At 67.0% G+C, this 21,056-nt stretch carries 13 protein-coding genes; 6 read left to right on the forward strand and 7 right to left on the reverse strand.

From position 1 onward, the window contains the following. The 4 genes from ACFWN2_RS06555 to ACFWN2_RS06570 form a co-directional block, all read right to left on the reverse strand. Nucleotides 1–1,596 (reverse strand): (2,3-dihydroxybenzoyl)adenylate synthase, encoded by a 1,596-nt coding sequence (locus ACFWN2_RS06555; protein WP_382425280.1) that lies wholly within the window; start codon nt 1,594–1,596, stop codon nt 1–3. Continuing rightward, a complete protein-coding gene (locus ACFWN2_RS06560; RefSeq protein WP_382425281.1) occupies nt 1,593–6,353 on the reverse strand; it encodes a salicylate synthase in 4,761 nt (1,586 codons plus the stop codon). Before ACFWN2_RS06560 ends, ACFWN2_RS06555 begins: the two co-directional genes overlap by 4 nt. Next, nucleotides 6,350–6,580 (reverse strand): MbtH family protein, encoded by a 231-nt coding sequence (locus ACFWN2_RS06565; RefSeq protein ID WP_382425283.1) that lies wholly within the window; start codon nt 6,578–6,580, stop codon nt 6,350–6,352. Before ACFWN2_RS06565 ends, ACFWN2_RS06560 begins: the two co-directional genes overlap by 4 nt. 223 nt (nt 6,581–6,803) lie before the next feature. Beyond that, complete coding sequence (locus tag ACFWN2_RS06570; protein ID WP_382425285.1) at nt 6,804–7,739, reverse strand: M48 family metalloprotease; 936 nt, start codon at nt 7,737–7,739, stop codon at nt 6,804–6,806. A gap of 82 nt (nt 7,740–7,821) precedes the next feature. On the opposite strand from ACFWN2_RS06570, the gene ACFWN2_RS06575 reads away from it, so the two are divergent. From ACFWN2_RS06575 to ACFWN2_RS06595, 5 genes are all read left to right on the forward strand, one after another. Then, nucleotides 7,822–8,220: a BlaI/MecI/CopY family transcriptional regulator gene (locus ACFWN2_RS06575; RefSeq protein WP_382425287.1), complete on the forward strand. Its 399-nt coding sequence runs from the start codon at nt 7,822–7,824 to the stop codon at nt 8,218–8,220. A gap of 103 nt (nt 8,221–8,323) precedes the next feature. Further along, nucleotides 8,324–8,986: a FadR/GntR family transcriptional regulator gene (locus tag ACFWN2_RS06580; protein ID WP_382425288.1), complete on the forward strand. Its 663-nt coding sequence runs from the start codon at nt 8,324–8,326 to the stop codon at nt 8,984–8,986. 118 nt (nt 8,987–9,104) lie between these two features. After that, nucleotides 9,105–10,169 carry an iron ABC transporter substrate-binding protein gene (locus ACFWN2_RS06585; protein ID WP_382425290.1) on the forward strand — a complete coding sequence of 355 codons (1,065 nt, stop codon included), beginning with the start codon at nt 9,105–9,107 and terminating at the stop codon, nt 10,167–10,169. 20 nt (nt 10,170–10,189) lie between these two features. Continuing rightward, a complete protein-coding gene (locus ACFWN2_RS06590) occupies nt 10,190–11,698 on the forward strand; it encodes an ABC transporter permease (RefSeq protein ID WP_382425291.1) in 1,509 nt (502 codons plus the stop codon). Next, nucleotides 11,695–12,705 (forward strand): ABC transporter ATP-binding protein, encoded by a 1,011-nt coding sequence (locus ACFWN2_RS06595; protein ID WP_382425293.1) that lies wholly within the window; start codon nt 11,695–11,697, stop codon nt 12,703–12,705. The genes ACFWN2_RS06590 and ACFWN2_RS06595 overlap by 4 nt, the downstream gene beginning before the upstream one ends. A gap of 3 nt (nt 12,706–12,708) precedes the next feature. On the opposite strand, the gene ACFWN2_RS06600 is transcribed toward ACFWN2_RS06595, so the two are convergent. Next, nucleotides 12,709–13,773: a cation:dicarboxylate symporter family transporter gene (locus ACFWN2_RS06600; protein ID WP_382425603.1), complete on the reverse strand. Its 1,065-nt coding sequence runs from the start codon at nt 13,771–13,773 to the stop codon at nt 12,709–12,711. Nucleotides 13,774–13,954: 181 nt separating this feature from the next. Here ACFWN2_RS06600 and ACFWN2_RS06605 point away from each other — a divergent pair, with 181 nt between their 5' ends. Next, a complete protein-coding gene (locus tag ACFWN2_RS06605; RefSeq protein WP_382425294.1) occupies nt 13,955–14,857 on the forward strand; it encodes a hypothetical protein in 903 nt (300 codons plus the stop codon). A gap of 7 nt (nt 14,858–14,864) precedes the next feature. On the opposite strand, the gene ACFWN2_RS06610 is transcribed toward ACFWN2_RS06605, so the two are convergent. After that, nucleotides 14,865–15,518, reverse strand: a complete 654-nt coding sequence (locus tag ACFWN2_RS06610) for a DUF7019 family protein (RefSeq protein ID WP_382425295.1) — start codon at nt 15,516–15,518, stop codon at nt 14,865–14,867. Between the two features lie 164 nt (nt 15,519–15,682). Next, complete coding sequence (locus ACFWN2_RS06615) at nt 15,683–20,677, reverse strand: hypothetical protein (RefSeq protein ID WP_382425297.1); 4,995 nt, start codon at nt 20,675–20,677, stop codon at nt 15,683–15,685. Nucleotides 20,678–21,056: the final 379 nt, after the last annotated feature.

Below are 21,056 nucleotides of genomic sequence, written 5' to 3' on the forward strand. Positions count from 1 at the left end.
TCAGCCGGACAAGCGCTCGACCAGCGTGCGTTTGCTGATCTTCCCGACTGCGGTCAGCGGGAACTCGTCGAGCACCACGAGGCGGTCAGGAAGCTTGTAGCGGGCGACGCCGAGCGCCGTCAGGTGTGCCTTGAGCGCCTTGAGCTTCGGCTGCGTCTCCTCGGCGGCGACGATCACGGCGCACACCTGTTCGCCGAGCAACTCGTCGGGCAACCCGATCACCGCAGCCTGCGCGACGGCCGGGTGGGCGAGCAGCAGGTCTTCGAGCTCGGTCGCCGGCACCTTCTCACCGCCGCGGTTGACCACGTCTTTGATACGGCCCTCCACGACGAGGTGCCCGGTGGGGAGCGCGCGGACCAGGTCACCGGTGCGGAAGAAGCCGTCCGGGGTGAAGACGGTGGCGTTGTACTGCTCAGCACGGAAGTAGCCGCGTGGCGTGTACGGGCCGCGGGTGAGCAACTCGCCGATCTCGCCCGGCGCGACGTCGTGGCCGTCCTCGTTGACGACGCGGACTTCGTCGTCAGGGCTCAGCGGGCGTCCCTGCGAGATCTCCAGGATCTCCGCCGAGTCGTCGTCGCGGGTGTAGTTCAGCAGCCCTTCGGCCATGCCGAACACCTGCTGCGCCTGGCAGCCGAGCACCTTTGGGATCTCCCTGGCCAGATCGGCGTCCATTTTGGACCCGCCGACCTGCACCATCCGCAGACTCGACCAGTCGGACTTCGCCCAGGCCGCGGCATCGACCCACATGCGTGCCATCGGCGGCACCAGCGCGGTCACCGTGATCCGCTCGCGTTCGACCAGCGGCAGAGCGACGTCCGGGCTCGGCGCGGGGGCCATCACCGCCGTACCGCCGACGCCCAGGATCCCCAGGAGGCCGGGGCAGGCCAACGGGAAGTTGTGCGCGACCGGCAGGCTGACGAGGTACCGGTCGGCCGACGACAGGCCGCAGACCTCCGCGCTGGCCCTGGCGTTGTAGGCGTAGTCGTCGTGGGTGCGGGTGATCAGCTTCGGCCTGCCCGTGGTGCCACCGGAGATCAGCAGCACCGCCACGTCGGACGCGTCCGGTGCGGGCAGGTCGATCGGTTCGGCCACGATCGAGTCGAAGGCGACGAACGGTCCGGGATCGCCTACTACCAGGACGTGCTGTGCGACTGAGGGAATCTCCGCCGCCAGGTCCCGGTGGTCGAATCCCTGGTGCGTGTCCGGGATGACGTAGCCGATCGCGCCCGCCAGCTCGGCGAGGTGTGCGATCTCCGTGCGCCGATGCGCGGGCAGCGCCATCACGGGCACCGCGCCGATCCTCGCCAGCGCGAACACCAGCACGACGAACTCGGCGACGTTCGGGAGCTGCACGATCAGCCGGTCACCCCGACTGATCCCGCGTGCGACCAGCCCTGCCGCAAGGACGTGGGCCTGGTGGTCCAGCTCGCGGTACGTGATCCGCTTGTCCCCGTCGACCACGGCGATCGCGTCGCCGGAGCGGGCGGCCCACTCGGTGAGCAGGCCGCCGAACGTGACGCCGCGCCAGTACCCCGCGGCCCGGTAGCGGTCGGCGGCCTCGTCAGGCCAGCCGACCGCACCTTCGAGCTGGCTCATGCGCTCTCCCCCGCCTGAGCCAGCACGTCCGCATCGCTCATGGACTCGATCTCCCACACCAGTTCGGCGACCGCCTCCAGGCGCCCCGGTGTCTGCTGGGTGCGAATCAGCTCAGCCGCGAACCCCGCGACGGTCGGAGCCGCGAACAGCGACCGCACCGACACCGCTCGCGTGTCGAGCAGTTCCCGCAGCCTCGACACGATCGACGTGGCCACCACGGAGTCGCCGCCGACGGCGAACAACTCCTCGTCCCGGCCGATCCGCTCCAGCCGGAGAACCTCCCGCCAGGCAAGGTCGACGACCTTCTCCAGCGGGGTCTCCGGCCCGGAGAGGTCGTCTCGGGACACCTCTCCGACCAGCGTGCGGACGGTCTTGCGGTCGACCTTCCCGTTAGCACTCAACGGAATCGCGTCGAGCACGCCGATCCTGTCCGGCACCATGTGCGCCGGCAGGACCGTCCGCAGCCGTTCGGCGACAGCCGTCGTGTCGGCCTCGTCGACCGGCACAACGCCCGCGACCAGGGTGGGACGAGTTCCGCCCGCCACCACGGCGACCGCCTCGCGCACAGCAGGATCGGTCAGTAGCGCGGCTTCCACTTCACCGAGTTCGACTCGGTAGCCCCGGATCTTCACCTGGTCGTCGCGACGTCCGAGGAACTCGATCGTGCCGTCGTCGTGGTAGCGCGCGACGTCACCCGTGCGGTACCAGCGCACTCCGTCGTGACCGACGAACCTGTCGGCGGTGCGTTCCGGGTCTCCCCGGTAGCCGTGCGCCACACCGTCGCCACCGATCCACAGCTCGCCAGGTACCCAGTCCGGACAGTCCCGGCCGACCGCGTCGACGACCCGGCAACGAACGCCCCGCAGGGGCGTGCCGTAGGGAACCGCGTGCCAGTGCTCGGGAACGGGGCCTGTCACCTCGCACACGGTCGAGTGGATCGCGGTCTCAGTGGTGCCGCCGAGGGCCACGAACCGGCATCCCGGCACGGCTTCCTCGAGCCGTTCAGGCAGATCCACACCGACCCAGTCACCGCCGAGCAGCACCAGCCGCAACGACTGCCCGAGCGGCTCGCCGGAGCTGAGCAGCATGTCCAGCAGCGCCGGTACGCAGTTGAGGACGGTGACACCGTGCTCGGCGACCAGCCCGGCCCAGGCGGCGGCGTCGCGCCGGTCCTGGGTCACGGTGACCACCGCACCGCCCACGGACAGCGGCGCGAACATGTCGAACACCGAGAGGTCGAAGTCCAACGCGGACAACGCGAGCGTGCGGTCGGCCGCGCCGAGTCCGAACCTGTCGATCAGGTCGTCGATCGTCGCCATCGCCGCTCGATGCGGCACCTCGACGCCCTTGGGCTCCCCGGTCGAACCCGATGTGAAGAGCACGTACGCCAGCTGCTCTTCATCGGACGAGACCGGTGTCACCAGCGGCTCGGTTCCACACGTCTCGGCGAGCTGCAGACCCCGTCCGCCGATCAGCACCCGGAAGCCCGCCAGCGTCGCAATGCGCTGAGCCCGTGCCTCCGGCTGCTCCACGCCGACCGGCACGTAGACGCCACCAGCAGCCAGCACACCAAGCACGGCGACGACCTGTTCCGGCCCCTTCGGCAACGTCACACCGACGGTGTCGCCAGGCCGAACGCCTCGGTCCACAAGCGTGGCGGCGACGCGCAGCGCACGATCGGCGAGTTCGCCGTAGGTGATCGTTTCGGCGCCGAGCAGCGCGGGCACGTCAGGGGTGCGAGCGGCCGTGGCGAAGAAAACTTCGTGCAGCAACCGTCCGCTGCGCGGACCGTCGGTCGCGTTGACCAGGGCGCGCCGTTCCCGTTGCGCGGCAGGCAAAAGGTCTGGGACCGGATTGGTCCAGGCGTCTGGGTCCGTGGCCAGTTCGTGCACGAGTCGTGCGAACGCGGCGAACATCGCGTCGACCACACCGTCGGCGAACTCCTCGTCACGGGAGTCCCAGTTGACCAGCAGGCCGCCGTCGAGCTCGGTCACCTGCGCGTCCAGCAGCACCTGCGGGCCTTGGGAGATGATCCACACCGCGTCGCCGAAGCTCCGCCGCACCCCCTGGTCGAACAGCTCACCCAGGCTCAGCGCGCTCGTGAACACGACCGGCGCCAGCACTTGCTCCCCGCGAAGACGTGTGAGGTCCCGCAGCACCTCGACACCCGTGTGGTCGGCGTGCGCGGCATCGGCGTGCATCCGCGACTGGGCTTGCCTCGCGCTCTCGGCGAACGTCGCCGGCCGCGCCAGGTCGACCTCCAGCAGCACGGAACTCGTGAAGTCGCCGACGATGTCGGCCACGTCCGGGTGCACCGGCTCGCGGTCGAACAGCGGCACGTTGATCAGGAAGCGCGGCTCGGCGCTCCACTGACCGATGGTCTCGGCGAAAGCGGTGGCGACTGCCATCGCGGGCGTGATGCCGTGCGCACGAGCACGTTCCGCCAGCGCACTGCGCTGTTCGGGAGTCAAAGTCGTCGCACGACGCGCGACCCGCGGGCTCGTTGACGCCGGAAGACGCAGCGCCGCGGGCAGATCGGGTGCACCCGGCAGATCTGGCAGCCGCTCGCGCCACCACTCAGCGGCCTCGCGGCCCGCTTCCTGCCGTGCGGCGGGACGGGCCGCGCGGTACTGGCGGTAGCTGTAGCCGGGCTCCGGCAGGGCGCCGGTCTGGCGGGCGTAGAGGTCGGCCAGGTCGGCGAGCATGATCCGGTAGCTGACGGCGTCGGCGGCGACCATGTCGACGTCGAGGTGCAGCCTCGTGCGGCCGTCGGGAAGCAGCGTCAGCTCGGTCGCGAAGACCTCGCCCTGCTCGATGTCGAGCATCCGGTGCGAGTTCGTGTCCCGGATCTGCTCGAGGCGCTCGGTTCGTTCGGCCTCGGACATCTCGCGCAGGTCGTGGACGACGAGACCGCGCCACCCTGACGTGGTGGCGATGCGTTGCCGGCCGTTGTCGGTGATGACGACGCGCAGCATCTCGTGCCGCACGATCAGCCTGCGGATCGCCGAGCGCAGGCGTTCGGGGTCGACGTCGACGCCGTCGAACTCGGAGTAGAGGTGGGCGGCGACGCCGCCGAGGCGATGGCCTGTGGTCCGGCCGACCCAATAGGCGTGCTGCAGGACCGCAAGGCTGAAGGTGTCGTCCGCGGGATCCTCGTCGGCGGGCGGCATCGCGAACGGCGACTCGGCCGAACGGCGTTCCGCGAGCAGCTTGGACCAGCCGTCGAGCGTCGGGTTGCCGGCGAGTTCGGCGAAGTTGACGTCGATGCCCGCCTGGCGCCAGGTGTTGACCAGTTTCATCAACGCGATGGACTCGAGGCCGAGCTCGAAGAGGTTGGTGTGGTTGTCGATCGCCGAGGGTTCTTCCTCGGTCAGGTCGGCGGCGACGTGACGCAGGCCCGTCAGGGTCAGGTCAGGTCCGTCCAGTGTGGACAATTCTGCCTCCGGTGCGGCGGCGGGGACGAGGAACCGCGAAGCACTGCGCAACTTCTCGCGTGTCTCCTCCAGTTCGCGGTCGGGTGTGGACATGCCGACGATTCCGGCCCCGGCGCGCAGCCACGTCTTGCCGTCCTGACTGAAGATCGTGCGGAGCACGAGCGCGGCGTCCAGGCCACCGTCGGCGTCGATGGCCAGCACAGCGCCGCTGTACAGGCCCCGCGGCTCTTCGTGGCGGGCGATCAGTTCGAACGCTTCAGGCTTGGGAATTCCGGACGCCGTGATGGCCGGGAACAGCGCGGCGAACGCGTCCCACGCTCCCTTGCCCTCGCTGAGCCGGCCGCTGACGCGCGAGGCCAGGTGCTGAACGCTGCCGCGTTCCTTGATCGTCATGAACTCGTCGACGGCGATCGACCCCTCGGCGCACAGCGGCAGCAGCTCGTCCTGCGCCAGACGCACCGAGATCGCGTGCTCGAAGACTTCCTTGGGATCGCTGAGCAGCTCCAGCCGTCCGGCCAGGTCGCGGGCGGCGTCGCCGTGCAGCCCACGCGTGCCTGCCAGAGGCTGGGTCGACACACGGCCGCCCGCGTCGACCTCGACCACCGTTTCGGGGCTGAACCCGGTGGCGCGCAGGCCACCCAGGTCGAGCAGGAACGACCGGGCCGGGGTGTTGCCACGCCGCCCGGCGACGTAGCTGGCCACCAGGTCGATGTCGGGCACCTGCACAACCCTGGAGAGGATCACCTTCTGCAGCTTCTCGGCGCGGATGTCCGCCACGGCCGCCGCGACGATCTCACGGTAGTGCGGGTCGTCGGCCTCGATCGGGTCGACGCCGGTGCGGGGTGCACCCCAGGTCCGGGCGGGAGCGTCCAGCGTTGCCCGCAGGCATTCCAGACTGCGTTCATCGGGGGCGACGAGCTCGGTTCCGTTCGCGGCGAACAGGACCTCTTCTGCCGGAACGAGGACGTGCAGCAATGTCCCGTCGCCGGCCTCGCCGGCGACGCCGTGCAGGAGGTGTGCCAGCTCGAAGCCCGCCCAGCCGTAGGCGCGCTGCCACGACACCGGCAGTTCCGCCAGCAGCGTGGACATCTGGTTCAACGGGTCACCGGTCAGCGCCACCGTCCGCACCAGGCCGCCGTGGGTCACGGTGATCTCGTGCCGCGTCATCCGCAGTTCGGCGACCGCGCCGGAGGCGAACGTCCAGGCTCCGTTGCGTTCGTAGACCACGAACGGTCCGTCCGCCTTCGCCGCGAGGGTCGCCGCGGCTGTGAGCGGATCCGCCACCTGGCCCTGATAGGCGCGACGCAGGGACGTCCGTGTCATGCCTGAACGCCGGAAGTCGCGTTCATCGCGGCCACGAGGCTGGCCGGACGCATGTCGGTCCAGTTGGTCTCGACGTAGTCCACGCAGGCTTTGCGGCTCTCGTTGGCGAGCACGACCGTCCACCCTTGCGGCACCTCGGCGAACACGGGCCACAGCGAGTGCTGCCCCTCGTCGTTGACCAGGACGTGGAACTCGCCGTGCGACTCGTCGAACGGGTTGCCGGACATCTGCGAGAACCTCCATTGGCACGCCTGTGGGCATGCGGGATCGACCGGCCACCAAGGGGTGACCGGCTCAGGACGTGGGAACGCAGCGGCCAACACAGCCGCCAGTTAGGTAAGGCTCAACTTGCTTCTACTAGACTGTAGAAGGTGAGCCTAACCTGTCAAGAGGGAGAGTTTGTGGCGCACGCCTCGATCATGCGAAGTGCCGCAGGCGCAAGGAGAACCACTACCTGACGGTGGCGAGGACCAGCAGTTCGTAGAGGTCGTAGACGCATTCACCGGTCCAGAAGACGGTGCCGGCCGCGATCAGCATCGGCACCAAACCAGGCCAGCGGCGACGTGCACCGGGCGCCATGAGTGCGGTGACCCTCAGGGGAACGACTCCAGGAGCGTCGCCCAGCGCGGCGAGGGCGTACTGGGCCCGCCGACCACTGCCCAGGTGCGATGCCGCCAAGGCCGCGACGGCGATGGCCTTCGCGACGTCCCTCCGATCGCCACCGAGTTCGTCCGCCGCCGCTTCGTCCGCCGCACGCTCGGCCACGTAGGCCATCTTCCGGGCTACCGGCCACAGAACGGGGTGCGCGATCGCGGCAAGCCGGGACACCCACAGCAGCCAGGCATGATCGCCATCCAGATGTGCGCGTTCATGAGCGATGACGGCCGCGGTCTGCCGTTCGTCGAGCACGTCGAGAATTCCGGTCGTGACGACGATCCTGCCGGAACGCCCCGATTCGCCGGGCAGCGCGAAGGCGTCCACCCGTTCGTCATCGACGGTCACCACGTCACCGTGCGGCTCGAGCCAGTCCACTTCGGATCGGATGGCGCGCAACGCCGAGCGCCGCCGCACCCAGGCGGCCGCCACACCGGCGACGATCACGAAAGACCAGGCGAACGACAACCAAGACACCCACGGGACGTGAGCCGTGTCGGCCACCACGATCTCGTGCGACCACCCGCCGACGCGGGCGATCGCGGGTACCTCCGCCAGCGCCTTCACTCCGAACGCGACGACGTTGACGGTGCCCGCCGCCGCGGCCACACCCGCGGCGCCGACGAACACCCGCAGCGCGACGTCGGGACGCAGCCGATCCGCCAGCAGCCACGTGCCAACCAGCACGAGAGCTGGCGTGACCAGCACAGACCACGCGAAATGGTCGAACATGCGCATCCCTCCCCGCTCGGCGCACAGTGTCACACGGGCCACCTCGCCTGCCAGAGCCTCGCCCGTCTGTACCATTCGTCGCGTGACCGACGACAGGCCGGAACCAGCAGGCCAGCAGCCCGCTCGCCGCCTGCCCGGCACACTCGCGGCCCAGGTCCTGCAAGCACTCGTGGACGCTGGATCGCCTCTGACACCAGGCGAGGTCCGCGACCTCCTCGATACCACCGGCGCGCTCTCGTACAGCACCGTCGTGACGACGCTCACGCGGCTGCACGAGAAGGAAGTCGTCACCCGCGAACGCGACGGCCGCGCGTTCCGGTACTCGGCCGTCGCAGACCCGCCCGCACTCACCGCGTGGCGGATGGGCCGCTTGCTGGAAAGCGAAGAGGACCACGGGCCGGTACTGGCTCGTTTCGTCGACTCACTGAGCGCCAAGGACGAACAACTCCTGCGGCAGCTGCTGGGCGAGCTCGACAAGTAGGCACGCGCACCTCCTTGACATCACGGCACCAGTTACTTCTACAGTCTTGTAGTAGTTACTGGCCGCACGAGTCGGCCGTCCTCGACCTGAAGGACCGGGCCGCATGTCACCAAAGCGGTCTCGCTGCGACGACGCCGTCGAGTGGATGAGACACCAGATAGAGAACGATCAATGGCCGCTGAACTCCCAGATTCCCACCCAGGCACAACTCGTGCGGGAGAGCGGCTTCACCCTCCCAGTGGTCCGACAGGCCATCAGCGTGCTGATCAACAACGGACTGCTCGAGTCCGCACGAGGCCGCGGCACCTACGTTCGCGAACTCTCCGCACTGAGCACAGTCCTTCTCGACCACCTGTCGACACAACCTCCACAGTGGACGCTCTCACTCCGACGCGCGATAGAAGTCGAAGCAGCGGGCCTGGCCGCGTCCAATCGCACCGACGAGCAACTCGAAGCGCTACGCGCGTCTCTCACGACGCCCGCGCAAAGCTGCTGGACATCAACGTTCGACGCCGCCACGGGCCGGACCTTGGTGAACCCCGACTCGTTCCACGCGGCGGTGTTCGCGGCGTCCGGCAATCCCTTGATCGCCGACATCCACCGGTCGGCGATCACCTCATTGCGCCGCGCCGGCATGACCCCCGCCCCTGGCCAGAGGCGTGACATCGTGCACCTGGAGATCTTCAAGGCCATCGAGCGCGGTGATGCGACAGCCGCCCAACAGGCCGCCGGCCGCCACGCAGGCAGGGATCTCCCTCGCACCTGATCCGGCGAAACGGACAGAAAGTGTGACCAGAACGAGTCTGGACATTAGCTAAGGCTAAGCTACCTTCTACAGCGACGTAGATGACCGTTTTGTCTGTTCGTGTCGTGAGGAGCTCGTCATGCGACGTGTCTTGCGTGGTCCGTACACCGCCCTGATGACAGCCCTTCTGGCTGCTTCCGTGGCGGCCTGCGGTGATTCTGGTGATGTGCCCGCAGGCGCCTCGGGTACCGCGGCGCCGTCCGACAAGAAGATCACCGTCTACAGCGGACGCAGCGAGAACCTGGTGAAGCCGCTGCTCGAGACGTTCTCCCAGCAGACCGGGATCACCGTCGAGACCAGATACGCGGGCACCTCGGCCATGGCGACCCAACTCCTCGAAGAGGGAGACAAGTCCCCTGCCGACGTGTTCTTCGCCCAGGACGCCGGCGCGCTCGGCGCCGTCGCCAAGGCGGGGTTGTTCGCCCCGCAGCCCTCCGAGGTGACCGGCAAGGTCCCGGACGCCTATCGAGCCAAGAGCGGCGAGTGGGTCGGCGTGACCGCGCGAGCCCGCGTGCTCGTCCACAACCCCGAGACCACACCGCAAGCGGACCTGCCGAAGTCGGTCTTCGAGCTCACCGACGCGAAGTGGAAGGGCAAGGTCGGAGTCGCTCCGACCAACGCCTCCTTCCAGGCGTTCGTCACGGCGGTGACCGTGCAACACGGAGCAGCCAGAGCGCAGGAGTTCCTGAAGGGCCTGGCCGCGAACGACCCCCAGATCCGCGATGGCAACGCGAAGATCATGGAAGAGGTCGAGTCCGGCAAGATCGCCGTCGGCCTCATCAACCACTACTACCTCGGCGAACTGGCCAAGGAGCAGGGCAAGTCCCCCGAGGCGCTCAAGTCGCGCCTGCACTTCTTCCCCGGCGGTGACAGCGGCGCGTTGGTCAACATCGCGGGCGTGGGCGTGCTCAAGCGCGCAGCCCAGGACGCCGACGTGCGGACGTTCGTCGACTACCTCCTCGGCGCGGAAGGCCAGAAGTACTTCGTCGAGAAGACCTTCGAGTATCCCGTCGTCGCCGGCGTTCCCGCACCATCGTTCGTTCCCGCGCTCGACAGCCTGAACGTGCCGAAGGTCGACCTCAACGACATCGACGACCTGGCCGCGACGGTCAAGCTGATCAAGGACTCGGGCCTCGTTCCTTGATCCCAGCGCACCGCTCGCCGTTGGCGTGGAGCGCGATCGCCGCAGTCGCGGTCGCGCTCATCCCGCTCGCCTATCTCGTAATCCGCACCGCCGAGGCAGGATGGGACCGCATCGCCTCGGAACTGTTCACCCCCAGAGTCGCTGAACTCGCACTGCGCAGCCTCGCACTCGCCGGCGTTGTGACGGCGGCTTGTCTGATCCTGGGCACCGCGACCGCCGTTGCGGTGGTGCGCACCGATCTCCCGTTCCGGCGGATGTTCGCCGTACTGGCCGCATTGCCCTTGGCGGTCCCGTCCTACGTCGCCGCGTTCGCCTGGACGTCGACCGTGGACGGCTTCGAGGGCTTTGGCGCCGCGGCCCTGGTGCTGACGCTCGGCTCCTACCCGTACGTCTTCCTGCCAGTCGCCGCCGCGCTCCGCACAGCGGACACCGCGCAGGAGGAAGTCGCCCGCTCCCTGGGACTTTCTCCGTGGCGGACGTTCTTCACGGTCACGGTGAGGCAGATCAGGCCGTCGATCGCGGGCGGCGCCCTGCTCGTGGCCCTCTACGTCCTGTCCGACTTCGGCGCGGTGGCCGTGCTGCGCGCCGACACGTTCACCCGCGCCATCTTCGTGGCGTTCGACCTCGGCTTCGATCGCACCGGCGCTTTGGTCCTCTCGTGCGTCCTGCTGGTGCTGACGTTGCTCATCCTCACCGCAGAAACGACCACCCGACGTCGAGGCGCTCGTTATTCCGCGCTCGGTGGAGCGCGCCGCCTGCCGGACAAGCTGTCCTTGGGCGCTTGGAACCTGCCGACGGCACTGGCCTTGCTCGCGGTCGCCGCGTTGGCGTTGGGCGTAGTGGCGGCGAGCCTCGGCATGCGCATGGCGTCGGGTGTGTCCAAGCCCGGCGCGTGGACTGAGATCGCGGCCGCCGCAACTTCTTCCTTGATGCTTTCGTCGGCCGGCGTGGCACTCACGGTGCTTCTGGCTCTGCCACTGGGACTTTTCGCGGCACGGTCGACGAGCTTCGCAGCGATCGCGCTCGAACGCCTGGGCTACCTCACGCACGCGTTGCCAGGCCTGGTCGTCGGGCTATCCGTCGTGTTCCTGGGCATCAACGTCGTACAGCCGCTATACCAGACGTCCTGGCTGTTGGCGCTCGCCTATGCCGCCCTGTACCTGCCTTTGGCGATGGCTTCGGTCGCAGGGGCCGCAGCGCACGCGCCGCCCGTGCTGGAGGAAGTCGCTCGCTCGCTGGGGCGAAGCCCGGTTCGTGTTCTCCTGACCGTCACCCTCCCGCTGATCCTGCCCGGCATCGGAGCGGGAACCGCTTTGGTGTTCCTCAACGCGATGAAAGAACTACCGGCCACACTGCTACTGCGACCGACCGGCGTGGACACACTCGCCACCGAACTGTGGACCCATACCGCCGTCGCCGCCTACGCCGCCGCCACGCCCTACGCGGCGCTTCTAGTCGTGCTGTCCGCCGTCCCGGCCTACGCGCTCGTCGCCCGTACCGGAATCCTGGCAAGGGAACCTCGCTCATGACCGCGCTGCGCCTGGTCGGCCTCACCAAGTCCTACGGCCACATAGCCGCGTTGCGGAACGTCGATCTCGACATTCCAGCCGGAACGCTGACGGCGATCCTCGGCCCGTCCGGTTGCGGGAAAACCACGCTCCTGCGGTGCGTCGCCGGTCTCGAACGACCGGACCGCGGCGAGGTCCACGTGGCTGGCGACGCGGTGACCCGCGTTCCCGCGCACCGCCGGCGAATCGCGATCGTCCCGCAGGAAGGCGGCCTGTTCCCGCACCTGACCGTCGCTGCCAACGTCGCGTTCGGGCTGGATCGCGCAACCCGTTCCGGCGATCGAGTCGACGAGGTCCTCGCGTTGGTGGGCCTCGCGGACCACGGGGCCCGCTGGCCACATCAACTCTCCGGCGGGCAACAACAGCGGGTCGCGGTCGCCAGGGCGCTCGCCCCGCGCCCACCGCTGATCTTGCTCGACGAGCCCTTCAGCGCGCTCGACGCAACCCTTCGCGCGGACCTGCGCCGTGACGTCCGGGAGGCACTGCTCGCTGACGGGGCGACCGCACTCCTCGTCACCCACGACCAGGACGAGGCGTTGTCCATGGCTGATCTGGTGGCGGTGATGCGCGACGGCTCCGTGGTGCAAGCCGGCCCACCAGCGGACATCTACCAGTCCCCGCTGACACCATGGGTAGCGCGTTTCGTCGGAGACGCCGTCTCGCTGTCCGCAGAGCGCACGCCCGAGGGCTTCACCACGCCGCTCGGGAAGGTCGCGGTCGCCGACCCGCCGGCCGGCGACCGCTTCACCGTCCTGGTCCGCCCGGAACAAATCCGCTTCTCCCCCAACGGTCACGGAATCACGGCGACGATCCTCAATATCGAATACCACGGCCACGACTTGCTGGTCTCGCTCCAGCTTCCTGACACGTCGACTGTTGTCGCCAGGGTCCCGGGCACTACCGCAGCAGAGCGCGGCGGGACGGTTCGACTGGTGGTCGATGGTGCCGCGCTCCTCCACACGACCTAACAGCTACCTGGCAACCGAGAGCGCGACGGGTTCCTCTTCGACCGCAGGTTCGGCTCGTTCCGGCGTCGCGGAACGCTCTGCGGAGGCCGGATCGGCGAGGACGGCCCTGGCACGGTCGAGATCGAGGTTGTGGTCCCACTTGGCGATCACCAGCGTCGCGACCGCGTTGCCGTAGAAGTTCACCAGGGCACGGCATTCCGACATGAACTTGTCGATGCCGAAGATCAGCATGATGCCGGCGGCGGGCACGGTTCCGATCGTGGACAGGGTGGCGGTGAGGGCGATGAAGCCGCCGCCCGCCACACCCGCGGCGCCCTTGGAGGTCAGCAGCATGACGGCGAGCAGGCCCAGCTGCTGCGGAATGGTCAGCTCGGTGTTGGTGGCCTGGGCGATGTAGAGCGCGGCCAGCGAGAGGTAGATCGCCGCGCCGTCGAGGTTGAAGCTGTAGCCGGTGGGCACGACCAGGCCGACGGTGGTGCGGTCGGCGCCCATGTACGTCATCTTGCGCATGAGGCCCGGCAGCGCCGGTTCCGCGGTGGAGGTGCCTAGGACGAGGAAGAACTCCTCCTTGAGGTAGCGGAAGAGCTGGAAGATGTTGAGGCGGACGTACAGGGCGAGCAGACCGCCGAGTGCCACGACCACGAACAGGATCGAGGTCGCGTAGAACAACGCGATGAGCGAGCCGAGACTGGTCAAAGTGGACAGTCCGAACGCGCCCACCGCGTAGGCCATCGCCCCGAACGCGCCGAGCGGGGCGGCTTTCATCACGAAGCTCAGCACCTTGAACACGACGTCGGTCAGGCGTTTGACGCTGGCGGCGATGGGGTCGCCGATGGGGCCTACGGCCTTGATCGCGATGCCGAAGATCACGGCCAGGAAGATGATCTGCAGGATGTCGCCCTCGACGAACGCGCTGAAGAAGCTCTTCGGGATCAGGTGGGTGAAGAACTCCCACCAGTGCTGCGTCTCCCCCGTCTTGATGTACTGCTCGGCGTTGCCGGTGGGGTGGATCTTCGCGGGGTCCGCGTCGACCCCGTCGCCCAGGCGGAAGACGTTGATCGCGACCAGGCCGGCGTACGAGAGCGGATGTGATGACCGGAGTGGCTAGGGTTGGCGCATGTCTGAAGTGCCTCCACCTGCGCGCGTCCGGTGGGCGTTGATCGCGGCATGCTTCGCATCGGGCGGAGTGCTCGTCAGCATGGCGTGGTGGGTAGAAGCGATGTGGGCTTGGGGTGGAGTTACACCATCGGTGCTCGTCAACGTCGGCACAGCACTCGGACTCACCGGTGTGCTGTTCCTCATCGAGCGGGCGTTCACGACGACGGTGGCTAAGGCCAACACGAGCGCCATCACCAAGGCCACGACGAAGATCGAAGATGCGTTGCGCGAGCGCACTGACAGCCTGGCATCACGGGTGGACGAACTGGCGACACTGTTGAGACAGCAACAGCAACACCGAGACATCAAGCTGGGCGCGGTGCTGGCCCGGCTCGACAGCGAACCCAGCTTTGCCGCTGTCAGCGAGGCGCTGACCGAGGCCAACAAGCTCGGCGTCATCCACATGGCCGGAATCGGCATCACCCCTGAGCTCGACGAACTGAACTCCTTGCTGGTGTTTCGCTGGGGCCTCTCGTCCGGCGCACACTCAACCCCCCGCCTGGTCGTCGAGTGCCAGGTCGGGGATGACCGCATCTCAGTCGAGTGGAGTCAGGACGAGTCGGCCGCAGAGATGTTCGAACGCCTGCTGACCAAAGTCTTGCGGTCGAATGGGACGCTCCAGATCGACCAGCAGCACGTCTTCCGTCACTTGGCCGCAGCAGTCCGGCTGGCGATCGACACCCGCGGCGGCGCCGGATCGCCGAAGTTGCGCGGCGCTCTGATGGCCTACCTCGGTGATGACTGGGTGCTAACCACGGGCGGTCTGGTCAACACCTCGCACGAGTACGTGTTGCCCCACAACAACTTCCCCGACGACTCCACGAGAGACACGAAGAGAGTTCAAGGTTTGGCGTGGCCACCCCCTCCACCTCAGTGGGTCACCCTCAAAAGATGGATTGCGTTGGTCAAGCATGGCGAACGAGTGTTTCCTCGCGGACTGTCGAATCGCGTTGCCGAAACGGGCTCTGGCTGGGAGCCGTGGATTGGCGGGTAAAGCGAGATCACAGCGCTACGTAGAGCGGAGTTGCCAGCGTGACGGTGTGTCCGTCGTCCGAATCAAATCCGGTCGGCACTCCGCCGCGGGAGTAAAGGACGTGTGCGAGGAACCGCACGCGCTGCTCTGGACACCTTGCAAGAGCGGTGATGTAGGCGACATCCCGCAACGCCGCTCCAACGGGATCTCGCCAGTCTTCGACGTTCCCCATCGAAAGTTCGTCGCGCCCCCATGATGGCACAACAATCTCACGATGCTCGTGCAGCGCTTTCACGATCGCGGGCAGACTCGAATACGACCAATAGCCGGTTCCACGCTGAAACCCCACAATGTGGTCACTGGAGCCGGCCAAGCCGACCACGCTGTCACCTCTTTTGCCCAGGAACCACACCATCATCCCACTGTTGCTCATGGTGTCCAGGGGACCCCATTGCATGGACAGCTCACCCTCGAACCAATCCGTGCCAGGGTGCTCGACGGTCCCGAGCGGCGCAGAGCGCAGAACGTGCTCCACAACCGCAAGTTTCGCGTAATCACCTTGTGTAGCCGAAACACCGGTCGCAACACGTGCAGAGGCGACGGTGTCCGGATCCAACTGCTCGAAGTGCATGTTGACCTTGGACCAGGAAATGTAGACGTAGTGACGGCTGTTTCGTGACACGTGATCCCCTCCCGCTCACCGCTTACATCGGATCGGGGACGCTACTTGTGACAACCGGTCGCCTCGAGATCTTCTCCTGGGTGATCTGGTCAAGCAGCGACTTCGGCATCCCCATGTCCTCTCGTTCCCAGGTACATGGTTGACATCGGCTGCTGACCCGACCGCTACTTGCTGTGCCGGGCGAGCCTCTCATTTCCGGCAACCACCATGGAGTCGACCAGCGTCTGCCACTCAGCCAGTCGACCAAGCTCCTCCGCCGGGCGGCGTATCTCCTCAAGCCACTCGTTCGACAGGATCGACTGCTTGACCGCGACGACGCCGCCCTGGATACACAGGTCCGACACCCAGGGCACGCCGCGGCGGACCTGCACGGTCGCCGGGAGCCTGCGCAGAGTGCCGATAAGCGCGTCGACCCCCTTGCGTTTGCCGCGAGCGGCGGGCAGCCATCCATCGATCAACTCGACGAGGTCTTCAGCCACAACCCAGTCGATCGGCAGGCCGACGATTTCGTTGTACAAGCCTCGCGCCCACGTCAACGGTTCCGGCAAAAGCGCAGCGGCAGCCCAATCACCCCAGTGACGATCCTCGTAGGGACTTGATACATCACCGAGATAGCCGATGGCGTGCCGCAGTAGCGAAGGCCAGATGCCCCGAGCAGCTCCAGCAAGCCGCTCGTTCTCGGCGCCCGCTGCAGCAAGGCCGTGCAGGAAGTTCGCCATCAAGCCTGCGTCCGCTCGCAGGACGTCGAGGTGTTGGAGGAGTGGGGAGGTGTCACCGCTCTTCGCGAAGCCCGTCAGCAGGGCTCGTGCGGCGACCAGCGTGTGTGTCCCCCGGTCGTCTGCTGACCACTCCAATGCCTCTTGATCGACCATGGCGCGACGTTGAACATCGAGAAACACGGCCAGCAGTGTGCCGGTATCGCTGCTGCAGCAGTGATCGGCGGCCGCGGCGGCCCCGAGCCCGCGGATAGCGGGATCGAGTGCGTCGATGTCGACCAGTTCCGTGTCCAGCTCCTGCAGCCGTCGAGCAAGGTCACCTTCGATCGTCACCTCTGGACGTACTTGGTCGTACTCACCCCACGGCGCGAGCTCCGCAGCACGGGCAGTCTCGATCAACCAGTTCAAGGCAATGCGGTGATTGCAAGGCTCCCTGTGGCACGGCGATGCCCAGACGACATCGCATCCGCGTGCCAGGTACAGCCGCGTTTCCGGCGATCCCCTGCCTGCCATCGCAAGGCCCGCCATGTCGACGTCCTCGTTTGTGGCGCCCACATTCTCCACGAGGGGGGTCATCGTTGGTGTGATGAACGCGGGTAGGGCTTCGGCCACTGCCCGGTCTGCACCATGGTCGAAGTACTGCGCGTCGTGGCGCTGGTCCTCGGCATCCCGGAACGACAAGGCTGTTTCGAGCACAAACTCTGTTGCAAACCGTCCCTCGTCTCCCAGCGCTTCCATGTCGCCAGCCGCGGCTCGTTGGACAGCCTCGCGGACAACTTGTGCCACCCCGTTCAACGGTCTGATCCAAGGCGATTCGCCATCACTCTCGATCAATGACCGGCCGACCTTCAGGTCCGCGGCGATCTCAGCGGGCGACGGTGGCACGTAGTCGACATCGAACTTGGCCGCACCCCAGTACCGGTTCTGGAGTCGCAGGACCGTTTGCACAACAGCCTGTTCAGCTCGCCGAGCATCGCGCAGGGCTTCGAGTTCGGGGGGTAGCACGACTTCGAGGTACTGCTGCTGGCCGTGGTTCACGAGTTGGTAGCGAGAGTGGTCCAAGCCAGTGGCCCAGCTCCTCGTGTCTTCTGGGCTGATCCCGAGCCGATCGCCGTTCTGTACGAGCTTGTCGGCGACCTCCTTCAACGCTTCGGCACGAGGTTGTCCGCCGCGAAGTGCGAGCTGTGCCGCAACATGGTGCGGTGTCCACGCCCTCCGATCCAGATTCGCAAGGCCCTCGGTGGATGCGCGAAGCCCGGAGTGTTCATGCGTTACACGGGCGAACTCCAGCTCCCACACGACCGGATCCGCGAAGAAGACGTCTAGCTCGTCGTCGACGTTCTCAAGGTGGCGCACTAGCAAACCGAACAGCATCCCAGGGGTCGCGAGGTTGTCGCAGCCCTCCAGAAGCACCTCGACAATGCGCCTGAGTGGAACACCGTGGGCCAGCAAGTCGTCGGCAAAGCGTTCCATTGCTTGAAGCGCACTCATCGCCGGGTACGGGCCCACGGTCGTTCCGCGATACCAACACCAAACGTGCGTGTCGCCTGCATACAGGCGCGCGGTGCCGTCGAGATTCATAACGGCACCTCTCGCATCCTCCGCGTTGCCCGCTCCACCATCCAGATCACCGAGGAAACCGAGCGAGTGGCGCCGCGACCCTCGCTGGACTCTGGCATGTGCCCCGCGATTCAGGATGTTGTTCAGCACGCGCGCCGAGGTTGTAAACAGCGCGGTCTGGAACAGCGCCCAGAACCCACCGAACCAGTGCTGGGCGAACGGCGGCCATGCACTGTGCCAACGACCTTGATGCCTGCGCACGCCCTCATCGCGGTATCCATGGCGTCCGTTGTCGATGTAGTAGGCCTCCATCAACTCCGCCAGGAGTTCTGGGCTCCTCTGCGTCAGAGCACGAGAGCTCCACGGCGAGTCCGCGGCCGGAGCCAAGGAGGCCGGGGCATCGTCGGCAACGGCTCTCAGACAGACCTCAACGGCGTCATCGATATCCGGTCCGAGCAGTGCCAAAGTCTCGACGAACTTCGCGTTGGTGAGGTGCTGGTCCAGCTTCCGCAAGTGTCGATGCTGCCCAGGTATTCCCTTGGAGCCAGCGCCGCCGCTCGTGTCGCGCGGCGGAAACGCCTCCCAGCAGGCGAGGAGTCGCTCCCTCAACCTGATCCGCAGCTCGTTCCCCGCCGGAGTGGCGGCCATCACCAAGGCGAGCATCCAGTCCGTGAGCAACTCGAACGACGCATTCGACACCTTCCATGGCTCAGCGTCGGCGAGAAGGATCCGCACAACCGGAGCAGACACCACGGGATCGATCAGTGCCTTGACCTTGTGCCTCTGCTGAACCACCCGAACGACGTCACCGAGGACCAGCCCTGCGGAGTGATCGTCAAGCGCAACCTCAAGACAGTCGTAGGCGAACGGCATCTCCAGTACCGCCTCGACGGGGACGTCAGCCCACCTCGAACCATGCGCCGCCGAGAATGGCACGAACTGCGAAAGCAACTGGACGAAACAGTCCGCAGGTCTCACGTCCGGTGCCTTCAGCAAGCCCTTGCACGCGAGCGTGCCGGCTGACAACGCCCACCTCGGCACACCGGCCGCCTCCAGCAGTTCCGTCGGCCTTCGGCTGCGGACCAAGAGAATAGCCGTCGCGTACCTCCGGACTTCATCGTGCGCAAACTCCGGAAATTCCTGGTAGGGGCTCGCAGGGGCGAGCAGGTGGTCCCGGCGCAGTGCGTCGACCGCGGCTGCGTCGATACCGCCGACGGGCCGCCAGTTCGCGGGCAGTCGCATCACAGAGGCAGCCACGGCGAGCAGCGTCTGCTGACGCGCCTCAGCTGAGCCGACGCCTGGGCGCCCGTCTCCGCACACCACCTTCGACCACACCAGCTGCAGGCAGTCCCACTCTCCCAGCGAGCTTTCCGGTACGGCCCCGGTTCGTGCCAAGAGGTCCAGCACGACGGGCCGCCGGAACAGCGAGTTCGCCGGTAGATCGCGCAAGACCGCTCTCAGCAGCGGGAGGCCGTCCGAGACGACGGAGATCTCCTCGTCAGTCAGCGGCTCCATCGTGAACGATCTCGCGGGCTTTCCGAGGATCGATTGAAGTTGTTCGCTCACGAAGCCGGACGCCGAGTCCGCCGTGACGGCGGCGACACCCACACCCGCGTTGGCCGCTGCCCGCACGAGGTCGTTGAAAAGAGCGGCGGAGTGCTCCAGTACCGCGTCGGCGGCGTCGATCACCAATACCCGGCGCAGTGCGGAAAGCTCGGCGAGCACCTCTTCCATCGGTTTGCCGAACGCGGTGCTGAGCTCCAGGCTCGTCTGCGGCAGGCGACGAAGGTTCACCACCAGCGCCTCGAACCCCGTCGGTTCGGCCTGCTCAAGCGCGGCGATGGCCGACAGCATCAATGCGCTCTTGCCAACGCCAGACTCGCCGACGATCACCAGCGCAGCCTCGGAGGTGCCCACTATTGAAAGTTCTAGGGCAAGCCGCCGGCGGCGCTCTGCGAACGGGATCGTCACCGCCTCACCGGACGACTCCTCGCCGATGGTCGTTCGGACGCTGGCCACGGCCAGCTTGCGGTGCTCGTCAACCACCGCCCACACGCGCCGGTTCCGCGTCGAGGTAGCGTCCAGCAACTGGTGAAGGTCTCGACGCAGGAGGCCGAGATCCACAACGGCGCCGGTCATGTCGTACCGGGTCGCCTCCACCTCGATCCTGTTCCGGATCGCGACCCCGTCGGTGTCCGCCGAGGCAACTCCGTCCAGCGAAGTCGCCACCCTCGTCCGGTCTGCCTGGTCCGGACTCTGCACGGCGAATCCGAGAAGATGCAAACGCCTGAGAAGGCCCCAAGCTAGCCCGAGCGTCTCCGAGGACTCGGTTCCCGTCCCAGCAGACTTCGCGATCATCTTCTTCAACTGGGTCAGCCGATCCCGTACCTTCGCCGACCAACGTTGATCGACGTTCATCGCCGCCTGGAACGCCCCAGAGTCAGCGTGAGCTCGCGCGACATCGCACAAAGTCGCCAGCTGCCCCCACTGGTTGTTCCAACCAGCAACCGCGACCACCACTTGCAAGGTGTCTTCAGCGAACTTCGCGACCTCGGCGAGCAGCGACCCGACCAGCTTCACCGTGTCCTTGTGGCTCTCCACGAAGTTCGGCGTTGCTCGACAAGCCACGGCGAGCCTGACCTCGGCCGACTCGTCCCCACATTCAACGAGCAGGTCGTCGACCGGATGGGCCGGGCCGGTCTGGAACGACACCTTGCGCACCGGAAGCTCGGACGCCTCCGGGCGCCGGGCTCCGACCAGCATGTCGGCCAGGTAGACCGTCGCGACCCGATGCGCGAACGAAACCCCTCCACCACCGGTCGCGTATGTGCTAGACCCACGATCGCCCTCGGCGGGAACGTCTGGTGCGGCAGGCTCGTTCATGTGCTCCTCTGACGCCATCGCGACGATCGGTGGCAGATCAACAGACTTTATGCGCTGTCCTGCGGATCTTCACCTGAGGTGCAGGACGATGCAGGCCAGGATGATCTCGGCTCGGCGGTAAGCGGCTCGTTTGGCGAACCTGCTGGCCAGGCCGCGGAATTGCACTTTCGACTTCGGACAGGGCAGCACGGCATCATCGTCAACAGCGACACCGGCGCGATCGCGTTCAGCCTCGTTGACGCACCGCCTCGGCCTACGCCTCCGGTGCCGCCAAGATCATCGCCATCAACGGCGTCGGTCTTCCGGCCACGCGCCGACGAACGCCAAGAAAGGCTGCTAGCGGACGATTCACCGACCATTCACGGACGGACGTTCTTCT

The organism is Lentzea sp. NPDC058436 (genome assembly GCF_042721515.1).
Taxonomy (GTDB): domain Bacteria; phylum Actinomycetota; class Actinomycetes; order Mycobacteriales; family Pseudonocardiaceae; genus Lentzea.

Coding starts and splice junctions, on each gene's coding strand:
- ACFWN2_RS06555 (WP_382425280.1), bottom strand. CDS start 1,596: ATGAGCCAGCTCGAAGGTGCGGTCGGCTGGCCTGACGAGGCCGCCGAC.
- ACFWN2_RS06560 (WP_382425281.1), bottom strand. CDS start 6,353: ATGACACGGACGTCCCTGCGTCGCGCCTATCAGGGCCAGGTGGCGGAT.
- ACFWN2_RS06565 (WP_382425283.1), bottom strand. CDS start 6,580: ATGTCCGGCAACCCGTTCGACGAGTCGCACGGCGAGTTCCACGTCCTG.
- ACFWN2_RS06570 (WP_382425285.1), bottom strand. CDS start 7,739: ATGTTCGACCATTTCGCGTGGTCTGTGCTGGTCACGCCAGCTCTCGTG.
- ACFWN2_RS06580 (WP_382425288.1), top strand. CDS start 8,324: ATGTCACCAAAGCGGTCTCGCTGCGACGACGCCGTCGAGTGGATGAGA.
- ACFWN2_RS06585 (WP_382425290.1), top strand. CDS start 9,105: ATGCGACGTGTCTTGCGTGGTCCGTACACCGCCCTGATGACAGCCCTT.
- ACFWN2_RS06595 (WP_382425293.1), top strand. CDS start 11,695: ATGACCGCGCTGCGCCTGGTCGGCCTCACCAAGTCCTACGGCCACATA.
- ACFWN2_RS06615 (WP_382425297.1), bottom strand. CDS start 20,677: ATGAACGAGCCTGCCGCACCAGACGTTCCCGCCGAGGGCGATCGTGGG.